The organism is Streptomyces violaceoruber, from assembly GCF_033406955.1.
Lineage (GTDB): Bacteria > Actinomycetota > Actinomycetes > Streptomycetales > Streptomycetaceae > Streptomyces > Streptomyces violaceoruber.
Genome location: NZ_CP137734.1, coordinates 7,290,806 through 7,303,694 on the forward strand (window position 1 = coordinate 7,290,806; position 12,889 = coordinate 7,303,694).

At 72.0% G+C, this 12,889-nt stretch carries 11 protein-coding genes; 4 read left to right on the plus strand and 7 right to left on the minus strand.

What is annotated here, in order from left to right; all coding sequences use genetic code 11:
- Positions 1-89 precede the first annotated feature (89 nt).
- Both R2E43_RS32735 and R2E43_RS32740 read right to left on the minus strand, forming a co-directional pair.
- Entirely contained in the window at positions 90-1,871 is a 1,782-nt protein-coding gene (locus tag R2E43_RS32735) for an ABC transporter ATP-binding protein (RefSeq protein WP_003977683.1), read from the minus strand.
- Positions 1,868-3,745, minus strand: coding sequence for an ABC transporter transmembrane domain-containing protein (locus R2E43_RS32740; protein ID WP_003977684.1), 1,878 nt, complete (start codon positions 3,743-3,745; stop codon positions 1,868-1,870). Before R2E43_RS32740 ends, R2E43_RS32735 begins: the two co-directional genes overlap by 4 nt.
- Positions 3,746-3,973: 228 nt before the next feature.
- Here R2E43_RS32740 and R2E43_RS32745 point away from each other — a divergent pair, with 228 nt between their 5' ends.
- Positions 3,974-4,732 (plus strand): hypothetical protein, encoded by a 759-nt coding sequence (locus tag R2E43_RS32745; RefSeq protein ID WP_003977685.1) that lies wholly within the window; start codon positions 3,974-3,976, stop codon positions 4,730-4,732.
- A 21-nt stretch (positions 4,733-4,753) separates the two neighbouring features.
- Here the strand turns inward: R2E43_RS32745 and R2E43_RS32750 are convergent, their stop codons facing one another.
- Positions 4,754-5,215, minus strand: a complete 462-nt coding sequence (locus tag R2E43_RS32750) for a MarR family winged helix-turn-helix transcriptional regulator (RefSeq protein ID WP_030864858.1) — start codon at positions 5,213-5,215, stop codon at positions 4,754-4,756.
- A 145-nt stretch (positions 5,216-5,360) separates the two neighbouring features.
- Between R2E43_RS32750 and R2E43_RS32755 the strand changes: the two genes are divergently transcribed.
- Both R2E43_RS32755 and mltG read left to right on the plus strand, forming a co-directional pair.
- The gene (locus R2E43_RS32755) at positions 5,361-7,163 is read left to right on the plus strand and encodes an ABC transporter ATP-binding protein (RefSeq protein ID WP_003977687.1); all 1,803 of its coding nucleotides are present in this window, start codon (positions 5,361-5,363) and stop codon (positions 7,161-7,163) included.
- Between the two features lie 232 nt (positions 7,164-7,395).
- Positions 7,396-8,157 (plus strand): endolytic transglycosylase MltG, encoded by a 762-nt coding sequence (mltG, locus tag R2E43_RS32760; RefSeq protein WP_016325654.1) that lies wholly within the window; start codon positions 7,396-7,398, stop codon positions 8,155-8,157.
- Between the two features lie 12 nt (positions 8,158-8,169).
- Here mltG and R2E43_RS32765 read toward each other — a convergent pair whose 3' ends face one another.
- Entirely contained in the window at positions 8,170-9,249 is a 1,080-nt protein-coding gene (locus tag R2E43_RS32765) for an NAD(P)-binding domain-containing protein (protein ID WP_136207882.1), read from the minus strand.
- Positions 9,250-9,331: 82 nt separating this feature from the next.
- Here R2E43_RS32765 and R2E43_RS32770 point away from each other — a divergent pair, with 82 nt between their 5' ends.
- A complete protein-coding gene (locus R2E43_RS32770; protein ID WP_003977690.1) occupies positions 9,332-9,754 on the plus strand; it encodes a secondary thiamine-phosphate synthase enzyme YjbQ in 423 nt (140 codons plus the stop codon).
- 66 nt (positions 9,755-9,820) lie between these two features.
- Here R2E43_RS32770 and R2E43_RS32775 read toward each other — a convergent pair whose 3' ends face one another.
- Genes R2E43_RS32775 through R2E43_RS32785 form a run of 3 tightly spaced genes read right to left on the minus strand, consistent with a single transcriptional unit; the run spans position 9,821 to position 12,850 of the window.
- Complete coding sequence (locus tag R2E43_RS32775) at positions 9,821-11,320, minus strand: tripartite tricarboxylate transporter permease (RefSeq protein ID WP_189282829.1); 1,500 nt, start codon at positions 11,318-11,320, stop codon at positions 9,821-9,823.
- A gap of 1 nt (position 11,321) precedes the next feature.
- Positions 11,322-11,867: a tripartite tricarboxylate transporter TctB family protein gene (locus tag R2E43_RS32780; RefSeq protein WP_011027603.1), complete on the minus strand. Its 546-nt coding sequence runs from the start codon at positions 11,865-11,867 to the stop codon at positions 11,322-11,324.
- Positions 11,864-12,850, minus strand: coding sequence for a Bug family tripartite tricarboxylate transporter substrate binding protein (locus R2E43_RS32785; RefSeq protein WP_168715268.1), 987 nt, complete (start codon positions 12,848-12,850; stop codon positions 11,864-11,866). The genes R2E43_RS32780 and R2E43_RS32785 overlap by 4 nt, the downstream gene beginning before the upstream one ends.
- Positions 12,851-12,889: the final 39 nt, after the last annotated feature.

Here is a 12,889-nt window from a genome sequence, read left to right on the forward strand (position 1 = left end):
TCCCGTTCGGGACCGCGCAACGGCACGGACGCCGTCGGGGTACGCGCCGGGCCCGGCTCCCCCCTCCCCTCTCGAAGAGCGTGACGCGGCTACCCGTGCCAGGACCGCCACAGCGCCGCGTAGGCACCGTCCGCCGCGACGAGTTCGTCGTGGCTGCCCAGCTCGCTGATCCGGCCGTTCTCGACCACGGCGATGACGTCCGCGTCGTGGGCGGTGTGCAGGCGGTGGGCGATCGCGATCACCGTGCGACCGTCCAGGACCCGGGCCAGGGACCGTTCGAGATGGCGTGCGGCCCGCGGGTCGAGCAGGGACGTCGCCTCGTCCAGCACCAGGGTGTGCGGGTCGGCCAGTACCAGGCGGGCCAGCGCGATCTGCTGGGCCTGCGCCGGGGTCAGCGCGAAGCCGCCCGAGCCGACCTCGGTGTCCAGGCCCTCGTCCAGCCCACGGGACCAGTCGTCCGCGTCGACCGCACCCAGCGCCGCCCACAGCTCGGCGTCGGTGGCACCGGTCCTGGCGAGCCGGAGGTTGTCGCGCAGGGAACCCACGAAGACGTGGTGCTCCTGGTTGACCAGGGCGACGTGCGAGCGGACCCGTTCCGCGGACATCCGGGAGAGTTCCGCCCCGCCCAGGGTGATCCGGCCCTCCCGTGGACCGTAGATGCCCGCGAGCAGCCTGCCCAGGGTGGATTTGCCGGCGCCCGAGGGGCCGACCAGGGCGAGCCTGGTGCCCGGGGCGACCTCCAGCGACACCTTGCGCAGGACGTCCACGCCCTCGAGGTAGCCGAAGTGCACGCGGTCGGCGTGCACGCGCCGTCCGTCGGGGGCGAGCGTGGCGTCGCCGGCGTCCGGCTCGATGTCCCGCACGCCCACCAGCCGGGCCAGGGACACCTGGGCCACCTGCAGCTCGTCGTACCAGCGCAGGATGATGCCGACCGGGTCGACGAGCATCTGCGCGATCAGGGCGGCCGTGGTCAGCTGACCGACCCCGATCCAGCCCTGGAGGACGAAGACACCGCCGATGAGCAGGACGGAGGCGAGCACGGTCACGTGGGTGACGTTGATGACGGGGAAGAGCACCGACCGCAGCCACAGCGTGTAGCGCTCCCAGGCCGTCCACTCCCTGATCCGGCGCTCGGACAGCTCGATGCGACGGGCGTCGAGGCGGTGGGACTCCACGGTGCGCCCGGCGTCCACCGTCTCGGCGAGCGCGGCGGCCACCGCGGCGTACCCGGCGGCCTCCGAGCGGTAGGCGGCGGGCGCCCTGCGGAAGTACCAGCGGCAGCCGATCACCAGCAGCGGCACCGCGATCAGTACCGCGGGCGCCAGCGGCGGTGCGGTCACCACCAGGCCACCGAGCAGCAGCACGACCCACACGGCGCCGATCGCGAGCTGGGGCACGGCCTCGCGCATGGCGTTGGCGAGCCGGTCGATGTCCGTGGTGATCCGGGAGAGCAGGTCGCCCGTGCCGGCCCGCTCCAGCACGCCGGGCGGCAGGCCGACCGACCGCACGAGGAAGTCCTCGCGCAGATCGGCCAGCATCCGCTCGCCGAGCACGGCCCCCCGCAGCCGCACCTCGCGCACGAACACGGCCTGCACGACGAGGGCGAGCACGAAGAGCGTGGCCGTGAGGCCGAGTCGCAGCTCGCGCGCGTCGTCCGAGACCCGCTCCACGAGCCCGCCCAGCAGGTAGGGGCCCGCCATCGAGGCGATCACGGCGACGGTGTTGACGGTGACGAGGAAGAGGAAGGCCCGGCGGTGCCGGCGCAGCAGTTCTCCCACGTACGCGCGCACGGTCGGGCGCGCGCCGACGGGCAGGGTGTTCGCCGTCGTGGGAGCGGCCGGGTCGTAGGACGGTGGGGCGACGCCGATCATGCCGTCTCCTCGATCTCTTCCAGTCGGTGCAGTACGTCGTCGTCGCTCAGAGAGCCGTCCCGGCCCTCGGCGCGGCCGTCGTCGGCCAGGGGCTTCGCCGGTTTCCCGCCGGCCGGTACGGCGTCCGGGTGCGCCACGGTCTCCTCGTCGGTCTCGCGGGTCACCACCGCCCGGTACCGGGGCTCGGTGTGCAGCAGCTCCCGGTGCGCGCCGACCGCCGCGACCTCGCCGTCGTGCAGGAACACGATCCGGTCCGCACGGTCCAGCAGCAGCGGCGAGGAGGTGAACACCACCGTGGTGCGCCCCGCGCGCAGTGCCCGTACGCCTTCCGCGATCCGCGCCTCGGTGTGCGAGTCGACCGCCGAGGTCGGTTCGTCCAGGACCAGCGCCTCCGGGTCCGTGATCAGCGACCGGGCCAGTGCCAGACGCTGGCGCTGGCCGCCCGACAACGAACGGCCGCGCTCGGTGATGCGGGCGTCCATCGCGTCGTCGGCACCGACCGAGCCCTGCGCGAGCGCCGTCAGTACGTCACCGCACTGGGCTGCGGACAGCGCGTCCTCGGCGCCGACGGCACCGGACGCGGGCACGTCCAGCAGTTCCCGGAGCGTTCCGGAGAGCAGTACCGGGTCCTTGTCCTGCACCAGGACGGCGGTGCGCGCGGACTTCAGGGGAAGCTCGTCCAGCGGTACCCCGCCCAGCAGGGCCGATGTGCCCTCCTCCGACGGGTGCCCGCCGAGCCGCTCCGCGAGCCGCCCGGCCGCGTCCGGGTCACCGCACACCACGGCGGTGAACCGGCCCGCCGGAGCCAGGAGACCGGTGGCGGGGTCGTACAGGTCGCCGGTGGGGATCTCGGCGGCGCGCGAACCCTCGGTGTCCGTGGTGCGCTCCAGGGACAGCACCCGTGCCGCCCGTTTGGCCGAGGGCCGGGAGAAGGAGTACGCCATGGCGATCTCCTCGAAGTGCCGCAGCGGGTAGGTGAGGATCATGACGGAGCTGTAGACGGTGACGAGTTCGCCGACGTCGATACGACCCTCGCGGGCCAGGTGGACGCCGTGCCAGACCACGGCGATCAGCAGCAGCCCGGGCAGCAGCACCTGGATGGCGGAGATCAGGGACCACATGCGGGCGCTGCGCACGGCAGCGTGGCGCACCTCCTGGGAGGCGTCGCGGTAGCGGTCGAGGAAGAGTTCCTCGCCGCCGATGCCGCGCAGCACGCGCAGTCCGGCGACGGTGTCCGAGGCGAGTTCGGTGGCGCGGCCGGCCTTGTCGCGCTGGACGTCGGCCCGCCGGGTGGCGCGGGGCAGCAGGGGCAGTACCGCGAGGGCCAGCACCGGCAGGCCCACGAGCACGACGACGCCGAGCGCCGGCTGGTAGACGACCAGCGCCACGCAGACCAGCACGATGGTGAGCGCGGCCGCGGTGAAGCGGGAGACGGCCTCCACGAACCAGCCGATCTTCTCGACGTCGCCGGTGGACACGGCCACGACCTCTCCGGCCGCGACGCGCCGGGTCAGTGCCGAGCCCAGCAGCGCCGTTTTGCGGGCCAGCAGTTGCTGGACGCGGGCGGCGGCGGTGATCCAGTTGGTGACGGCCGCGCGGTGCAGGAAGGTGTCGCCGAGCGCGTTGCCGACACAGCACAGGACCATGACGCCGCCCGCGAGGGCGAGCCGGCTGCCGGAGCGGTCGACGACCGCCTGGATGGCGAGACCGACGCAGAAGGGCAGGGCGGAGACGGAGGCGAAGTGCAGCAGGCCCCAGGCCAGCGACTTGAGTTGCCCACCGAGCTGGTTGCGGAACAGCCACCACAGGAATCGGGGGCCCGAGCGTGCGTCCGGCACACCCGGGTCGGGATACGGAAGGTCTTGGATCTGCATGACGTCCCAGTGGCTCGTGTCAGGGGGTGCCGTTGCTATGCGGCATCAAGAGGCTGCAAACCGTGAAAGGTTCGCGTCGCGGCATGCCCAAAATCAAGCGGTTTTCCGCGATGGGGCACGAATCCGGCTGCGGTCCGCCACACCGCCTCCACACCACCCGCCGCGGCGCGTGCGCTGGTTCGCGGCCGTCCCTGACGGCATGTCCGAGGGGAGTGGGACCATGGACGGATGGCACGTGGTGGTGGACGGCGTACGGCGGTCGCGATGGCGGCCCTTGGAACCCTGCTGGCGGGGACGGTGCTGTCCGCCTGCGGCGGCCCGTCGGGGGACGGCGGGGACTCCCGGGCGGGCGAATCCCCCGGCGAGGCGGGCCGGAGCAGCGCCTCGGCGGACCCGACGAGGATCCCCGGCGTCGGCGACCGGCTCCAGACGCGCATCCCGGGCGACTCGCGCCAGGTCGTCGCGGTGTACGGGGACGGCAGCGATTCCGCCGATTCCACGGTCGTGCTCTACACGAAGCAGGGCTCCGCCTGGCACCGCGACCGGAGCTGGGCGGGGCACAACGGCACGAAGGGGTGGACGACCGACCACCACGAGAACGACAAGCGCAGCCCCGTTGGCGTGTTCACGCTCAGCGACGCGGGCGGCGTGCTCCCGGACCCGGAGCCGGCCCCCGGCACAGGGCTGCCGTACACCAGGTCCGCGAGCATCGCGGCACCGCGGTGGTGGGCGAAGCCGTACTGGCACGACTTCGACTACGTCATCGCCATCGACTACAACCGCGTCAAGGGCACCCCGCCGAACGACCCGACCCGCCCCGAAGGTACGTCCAAGGGCGGCTCGATCTGGCTGCACATGGACCACGGCAGCGGTACCTCGGCCTGCGTCAGCCTGCCCAAGCCGGCGATGGAGTACCTGCTGCGCACGCTGGACCCGGATCAGCACCCGGTGGTCGTGATGGGAGACAGGGCGCACCTCAAGGCATGAGGGCCCGCGGCGGGTCCGGGGTCACCCCGTCCGGCGGCCCTCGCCCGTGTCGGGCCCGTCGATCAGGGTGTCCAGCAGTCTGCCCAGCACCGCGCGCTGCTCGTCCGTCAGCGGGGCAAGGATCTCCTCGGCGGCGGAGCGGCGCGCACCGCGCAGTTCCCGCAGGGCGGCGCGCCCGTCGTCGGTCAGCTCGATCCGGATGACCCGGCGGTTGGCGGGGTCCGGGACACGGCGCACCTTCCCGGCCGCCTCCAGCCCGTCGACCAGGGTCGTCACCGCCCGGGGCACGACTTCCAGCCGCTCGGCCAGGTCGGCCATCCGGGGAGGTGAGCCCCAGTGCGCCAGCGTGCGCAGGAGCCGGGACTGGGCCGGGGTGATGCCGAGGTCGCGGTGCTCGAGATGGCGCTTCTGGATGCGGTGCACCCTGCGGGTGAGCCGCAGCAGCTGCTCGGCGAGCAGGCCGTCGGAATCGGGGGCGGTCATACGGGAACAATAACAGGATGATGTTCATTGTGAGTATAGGTAACAATGACCTGTGACCCGTAAGGTCGGCGAAGTCCGCCGCAGGCCCGGCAGGCCTGCCGTCCGAGGATTCCGCCGGCCTTCCTCGCCGCCTCCGAAGGAGCCCATGCACCCCGATCGCGAATCCGCCTGGACCGCACCCGCCGACGCCGTGGAACAGCCCCGGCAGGTGCGCCGCATCCTGAAGCTGTTCCGCCCCTACCGCGGCCGCCTCGCGGTCGTCGGCCTGCTGGTCGGTGCCGCGTCCCTGGTGTCGGTCGCCACGCCCTTCCTGCTCAAGGAGATCCTCGACGTCGCCATCCCCGAGGGGCGCACGGGCCTGCTGAGCCTGCTCGCCCTCGGTATGATCTTCGGTGCCGTCCTCACCAGCGTCTTCGGCGTGCTGCAGACCCTGATCTCCACGACCGTGGGCCAGCGGGTCATGCACGACCTGCGCACCGCCGTCTACGGCCGGCTCCAGCAGATGTCCCTCGCCTTCTTCACCCGCACCCGCACCGGCGAGGTCCAGTCCCGCATCGCCAACGACATCGGCGGCATGCAGGCCACCGTCACCTCCACGGCGACCTCACTGGTGTCCAACCTGACCAGCGTGGTCGCCACCATCGTCGCCATGGTCGTCCTCGACTGGCGCCTCACCGTCGTCTCGCTGCTCCTGCTTCCGGTGTTCGTGTGGATCAGCCGTCGCGTCGGCAGGGAACGCCGGAAGATCACCACCCGGCGCCAGAAGCAGATGGCCGCGATGGCCGCCACGGTCACCGAGTCGCTCTCCGTCAGCGGCATCCTGCTCGGCCGCACCATGGGCCGGTCCGACTCGCTCACCCGCGCCTTCGCGGACGAGTCCGAGAGCCTGGTCGACCTGGAGGTGAGGTCGAACATGGCGGGCCGCTGGCGGATGGCCGTCATCACGATCGTCATGGCCGCCATGCCGGCCGTCATCTACTGGACCGCGGGCATCGCCCTGCAACTCGGCGGCCCCGACGTCTCCCTCGGCACGATCGTCGCCTTCGTCTCGCTCCAGCAGGGGCTGTTCCGCCCGACCGTGAGCCTGCTGTCGACCGGAGTGCAGATCCAGAGCTCGCTCGCGCTCTTCCAGCGCATCTTCGAGTACCTCGACCTGCCGATCGACATCACCGAGCGAAAGGACGCCGTCCACCTCGACCACATCAAGGGCGAGGTCCGCTTCGAGGGCGTCGGGTTCGGCTACGGCGGCAAGGGCGGCCCGGTCCTCGACGGCATCGACGTGACCGTTCCGGCCGGCAGCAGCCTCGCCGTCGTGGGTCCCACCGGCGCCGGCAAGTCCACGCTCGGCCACCTGGTGCCGCGGCTGTACGACGTGACGGACGGCCGGGTCACCCTCGACGGGGTCGACGTGCGCGACCTCGACTTCGACACCCTCGCCCGCGCGGTCGGCGTCGTCTCGCAGGAGACGTACCTCTTCCACGCCTCCGTCGCCGAGAACCTGCGCTTCGCCAAGCCGGACGCCACGGACGCCGAGCTGGAGGCGGCGGCGAGGGCGGCCCAGATCCACGACCACATCGCCGCCCTGCCCGACGGCTACGACACCGTGGTCGGGGAGCGCGGCCACCGCTTCTCCGGCGGTGAGAAGCAGCGCCTGGCCATCGCCCGCACCATCCTGCGCGACCCGCCCGTCCTCGTCCTGGACGAGGCGACCAGCGCTCTGGACACCCGTACCGAGGCCGCCGTGCAGGGTGCCATCGACGCCCTGTCCGCCAACCGCACCACGATCACCATCGCCCACCGCCTGTCCACCGTCCGTGACGCCGACCGGATCGTGGTCCTCGACTCCGGACGCCTGGCCGAACAGGGCACGCACGAGGCACTGCTGGCGCAGGACGGGAGGTATGCCGCGCTGGTCCGCCGGGACGCCCGACTGGAGCCGACAAGATGAAGATATGCCGGGTTTGTGTGCATGTGGGGGTTACCGTGCCCGCATGCAGATGAACACTCCGTCACGGAGCGCGAGAAGCGCCAGGAGCACCAGAGGCCCCAGAAGGAGCCTCAGGAGCCCCACAGGCCTCAGAGGCCCTGGAAGTCCGAGAAGCCCCAGAAGAGCGCTCCGGCTGACGCGTCGGGGCCGTATCGCCCTGATCGCGGCCGGCGCCCTGGTGGCGGGTACCGCCGTGGCGGTGCCGCTGCTGACGACGGACGACGAGGGCGAGTCCCGTCCCACGTCCCTGCTGATTCCGGAGGGCTGGCGCGCGACCCAGGTCTACGGAGCCGTCGACAAAGCCCTCGCGCTGCCCGCGGGCACCACCAAGAAGTCCCTGGCCAAGGCCAACCTCAAGCTGCCCAACGACGCCGAGGGCAACCCCGAGGGCTACCTCTTCCCGGCGACCTACCCGCTCGGCGAGAACCCGACCCCGGAGAAGCTGCTGACGGCCATGGTCGACACGGCGAACAAGAAGTTCACCGGCGCGCCGGTCGCCGCGGGCGCCCAGCGCAACGCGCTGAACGTCTATCAGGCGGTCACCATCGCCAGCATCGTGCAGGCGGAGGCCGCGGCCAAGGAGGACATGGGCAAGGTGGCCCGGGTGATCTTCAACCGGCTGGAACGCGGCATGCCGCTGCAGATGGACTCCACCATCAACTACGCCCTGGGCCGCAGCACCTTGAAGACCAGCACCAAGGACACGAAGATCGACAGTCCTTACAACTCGTACCAGCGCATGGGGCTGCCGCCCACCCCCATCGCCAATCCGGGCGACGAGGCGATGACCGCCGCGATCAACCCGACCCCCGGTGACTGGCTGTACTTCGTCACGGTCAAGCCGGGCGACACGCGCTTCACCGCCGACTACGCCGAACACCGGCGCAACGTGGACGAGTTCAACCGCCTCCAGCAGAGCGCCTCGAAGCAGGCCGGGGCCGGGGCCGCCAAGTGACCGCTCGGGGCGTCACGCGGCGACCGATTCCTCCTCGGCCAGCAGCCGCCTGATGTCCCGCACGGCCGCGCGTCCCGCCCGGTTGGCGCCGATGGTGCTGGCGGAGGGCCCGTAGCCGACGAGATGGATCCGCGGGTCGGCGACCGCGCGCGTCCCCTCGACCCGGATCCCGCCGCCGGCCTCCCGCAGCCGCAGCGGCCTGAGATGGTCGACGGCGGCCCGGAACCCGGTCGCCCACAGGATGACGTCCGCGGCCACCCGCCGCCCGCCGTCCCACTCCACCCCCTCGGGCGTGATCCGGTCGAACATGGGCTGCCGGCCCAGTACGCCCGACTCCAGGCCGGCCCGGACCGCGTCGTTCAGCGGCAGCCCCGTCACCGACACCACACTCTTCGGCGGCAGCCCCTGCCGCACCCGTTCCTCCACCAGCGCCACCGCGGCCCGCCCCGCCTCCTCGTCGAAGGGTCCCTCGCGAAAGACCGGGGGCCTCCTGGTCACCCACGTGGTGGCCGCGGCGTACGGGGCGATCTCCAGCAGGTGCTGCGTCCCCGAGGCGCCGCCGCCGACCACGATCACGCGCAGGCCGGTGAACTCCTCGGGCCCTGCGTACTGCGCGGTGTGCAGCTGCCGTCCGCGGAAGGTCTCCTGCCCCGGGTAGCGCGGCCAGAAGGGGCGGTCCCAGGTGCCCGTCGCGTTGATCAGCGCGCGCGTCGACCAGGACCCGGCCGACGTCTCGACGAGCAGCCGCCCGTCCGTCCCCTCGCGCACGGCGCGGACGTCCACGGGCCGCCGTACTCGCAGGTCGAAGGTTCGCTCGTACTCCGCGAAGTACCCGCTCACCACCTCGGCGGACGGCCGAGCCGGATCCGCCCCCGTCAGCTCCATGCCCGGCAGGGCGTGCATGCCGTGCACCTTGCCGTACGTCAGCGACGGCCAGCGGAACTGCCAGGCGCCGCCGGGCCCGGGGGCGTGGTCGAGCACCACGAAGTCGCGCTCCGGCTCGAACCCCGTACGGCGCAGGTGATAGGCCGCGGCGAGTCCGGCCTGACCGGCCCCGATGACGACGACCTCGACCTCGCGTGTGTTGTTCACGCTTCTACCAACGGCGTCGCGGGCCCCGATCTTCCCCGGTGTCAGGACGGGATCATGCTGCCCCCGGTGTCACGATGGGGTCATGCCAGATGCCTTCACCACCCGAGTCCTCAGCCTCGCCACCGGCTCGGCCGAGCGGGTCGCCGACATCACCGGTGACTGCGAGTCCTTCCTGCGCGACGCGGCGTCCGGCCGCGACGGCCTCCTCAACGTGTTCGTCCCGCACGCCACCGCCGGCATCGCGATCATCGAGACCGGCGCCGGCAGCGACGACGACCTGCTGTCCGCCCTGCACACGCTGCTCCCGGCCGACGACCGCTGGCAGCACCGCCACGGCAGTCCCGGACACGGCCGCGACCACGTCCTGCCCGCCTTCGTACCGCCGCACGCGACGCTGCCGGTGATCGCCGGCCGCCTGGAACTGGGAACCTGGCAGTCGGTGTGCCTGGTGGACACCAACCGGGACAACCCCGACCGCCGGGTCCGGCTGAGCTTCCTGGGCTGAACGGGACGCGGCGTCCCACGCCACCGCCGTCTCGCCAGGAGCCGCGCCGCCGGAGCGGACCGGGGATCAGGCGTTCGCCCGCGTCCGTCCCCGGACCACCAGCCGTTTCACCAGCGGCCAGGCCAGCAGCAGCACGATCACCGCGTACACCGTCACCGAGAACGGCGTGTTGACCAGGCCCGACACCTTGCCGTCGCTGATCTGCAGGGCGCGGCGCAGCTGCTGCTCGGCGTTCGGGCCGAGGATGACGCCGATCACGGCCGGCAGGATGGGCAGCCCGTAGCGCCGCATACCGAACCCGATCAGACCGATGACCAGCAGGATCACCAGGTCGACCACCTCACCGCCGACCGCGTACGCACCGACCGCGGCGAAGAACATGATCCCCGCGTACAGGTACGGCCGCGGGATCCGCAGCAGCTTCGCCCACACCGGTGCCAGCGGCAGGTTCAGGGCGAGCAGCAGCACCATGCCCACGAACAGCGAGGCGATCAGACCCCACACCAGCTCGGGCTCGCGTTCGAAGAGCAGCGGGCCCGGCTGGATGCCGTACTGCTGGAAGGCGGCCAGCATGACCGCCGCGACCGCGGTGGTCGGCAGGCCCAGCGTCAGCATGGACACCAGCGTGCCCGCGGCCGAGGCCGACGCCGCCGACTCCGGACCCGCCACGCCCTCGATGGCGCCCTTGCCCCACTCGTCCTTGTGCTTGGACAGCCGCTTCTCCGTGACGTACGACAGGAAGGTCGGGATCTCCGCGCCGCCCGCCGGGATCGCGCCGAACGGGAAGCCGATGAGCGGACCGCGCAGCCAGGACTTCCAGGTGCGCTTCACGTCACCGCGGCCGAGCCAGGGACGGCCCACCGGGATCGGTTCGGCCGCCCCGCGCCGCAGATGGGCCGCCACCCACAGCGCCTCGCCGATCGCGAACAGACCGACCGCCACGATCACCACGTCCACACCGTCGGCGAGTTGCAGCGAACCGAAGGTCAGCCGCTGCTGGCCCGTCATCTGGTCCAGGCCCACCAGCCCGATCGTCAGCCCGATCAGCAGCGAGGCCAGGCCTCTGATCCGTGACGAACCCAGCACCGACGTCACGGCGATGAACGCCAGCACCATGATGGCGAAGTAGTCCGGGGCGCCGATGTCCACGGCCAGGTCGGCGACCGTCGGGGCAAGGGCCACGAGCAGGATCGTGCCGATCATGCCGCCAGCGAAGTGGCCGATGGCGGCGGCGGCCAGCGCCTGCGCGCCGCGCCCCGCCTTGGCCATCGGGTTGCCCTCCATGGCCGCGACCACGGCGGCGCTCTCACCCGGCGTGTTGAGCAGGATGGAGGTGGTCGAACCGCCGAACATCGCGCCGTAGTAGATGCCCGCGAACATGATGAACGCCGCGACCGGATCCAGCCCGTACGTCACCGGCAGCAGCAGCGCCACCGCCATCGCCGGGCCGATGCCGGGCAGCACGCCGATGGCCGTCCCGAGCAGCACACCGAGGGCGGCCCACAGCAGGTTGAGCGGGGTCAGGGCCGTGCCGAACCCGTCCATGAGGGAGTTGAGGGCGTTCATGTCAGAGCACTCCCATCAGCGGACCGCCGGGCAGCGGCACGCCGAGCAGCTTGTCGAAGACGACATAGGTGATCAGGGACAGCACCGCGGCGATCAGCGGATCGCGGTCCACGCGGCGGCTGCCGAGGGCGAAGGCGGCGCCCCAGAAGAGCAGCGCCCCGGCGACGGGGAAGCCGGCCGGCTCGATCAGGGCGGCGGCGCCGAGGAAGATCCCGGACAGCAGCAGCACCGTGCGCCAGTCGGCCGGTTCGGACAGGTCGACGTCCTCGCCGCCCTCCGCCTCGCCCCGGCCCCCGCGCAGCACGTCGACGGCGAGCAGCGCGGCTATCACCAGCAGGCCGGCGCCCACCACGACCGGCACGGTCTTGGGGCCGACCGGGCCCCGCTGGGTGATGTCGACGTCCATGGTGAGCGCGTCGGTCAGGACGAGCACGCCGAGCGCCAGCAGCAGGACGCACACGCCCAGTTCGGAATGCTCGCGCAGCCACGAGCGCCGGCCGGCGGCCGCTTCCCCGGGCTCCTCGGTGAGTTCGGTCCGCGTCGTCACAGTCCCAGCTCCTTCAGCACCGACACCACGCGCTCGTCCTGGGCGTCCAGGAAGTCGCCGAACTCCTCACCGGTCAGGAAGGCGTCGTCCCAGCCGTTCTGGTCCATGGACTTCTTCCACTCGGGGGAGTCGTGCAGTTCCTCGAAGAGGCGGGTCAGCTTGTTGCGCTGGGCCTCGGACAGGCCGGGCGGGGCGACGATGCCCCGCCAGTTGGTGAAGTTCACGTCGTAGCCGGACTCCTTGAGCGTGGGCGCGTCCTCGAGGTCGTCCACCCGCTCGGGACCGGTCACCGCGAGCACCCGCAGCTCGCCCGCCTTGATCTGGTCCAGGTACTCGCCGACACCGGAGACCCCGAAGCCGACCTTGTTGCCGAGGATCGAGGCGAGCAGCTCGCCGCCGCCGTCGAACGGGATGTAGTTGACCGACTTCGGCTGGATCCCGGCGGCCTGCGCCATCAGCATCGGCGCGAGGTGGTCGGGCCCGCCCGGGGACGAACCACCGCCCACCGGGATCTTCCCCGGATCCTGTTTCCAGGCGTCGATCAGCTCGTCGATCGTCTTGTACGGCGAGTCCTTGCCCACCACGACGACGTCCTGCTCCTCGGTCAGCCGCGCGATCGGCGTGGTGTCGGCGAGGGTCTTGGGTGCGTGGTTGGAGCGGACGGCGCCCACGACGCCGAGGCCCATGGACATGGCGAGCTTGCCGTTGCCGTGCTCGCTCACCAGCCGGCTCAGGCCCACGGTGCCGCCCGCGCCGGGCAGGTTGAACACCTCGATGTTGTGGGTGATCCCGGCGTCCTCGGCGTTCTTCGCGGCCGTGCGGGCGGTGATGTCGTAACCGCCGCCGGGCGTGTTGGGGACCATGAAGCGCAGGCCCGGGATCTGGGTGCCGGATTCCGAGTCGTCGCCCGAGGAGAGCAACGGCGGTCCGGCCAGCACGAGCACGGCGGCCCCGAGCAGGGCAAGGGGGGTGCGCAGGCGCACGTATGACACCACCTGTCGGTTGGGTAGTTCGTTACGGGG

Bases quoted from the DNA above. Each gene is read 5' to 3' on its own strand.
- R2E43_RS32735 (WP_003977683.1), bottom strand. From the start codon at position 1,871: ATGATCGGCGTCGCCCCACCGTCCTACGACCCGGCCGCTCCCACGACG.
- R2E43_RS32740 (WP_003977684.1), bottom strand. From the start codon at position 3,745: ATGCAGATCCAAGACCTTCCGTATCCCGACCCGGGTGTGCCGGACGCA.
- R2E43_RS32745 (WP_003977685.1), top strand. From the start codon at position 3,974: ATGGCACGTGGTGGTGGACGGCGTACGGCGGTCGCGATGGCGGCCCTT.
- R2E43_RS32750 (WP_030864858.1), bottom strand. From the start codon at position 5,215: ATGACCGCCCCCGATTCCGACGGCCTGCTCGCCGAGCAGCTGCTGCGG.
- R2E43_RS32755 (WP_003977687.1), top strand. From the start codon at position 5,361: ATGCACCCCGATCGCGAATCCGCCTGGACCGCACCCGCCGACGCCGTG.
- R2E43_RS32770 (WP_003977690.1), top strand. From the start codon at position 9,332: ATGCCAGATGCCTTCACCACCCGAGTCCTCAGCCTCGCCACCGGCTCG.
- R2E43_RS32775 (WP_189282829.1), bottom strand. From the start codon at position 11,320: ATGAACGCCCTCAACTCCCTCATGGACGGGTTCGGCACGGCCCTGACC.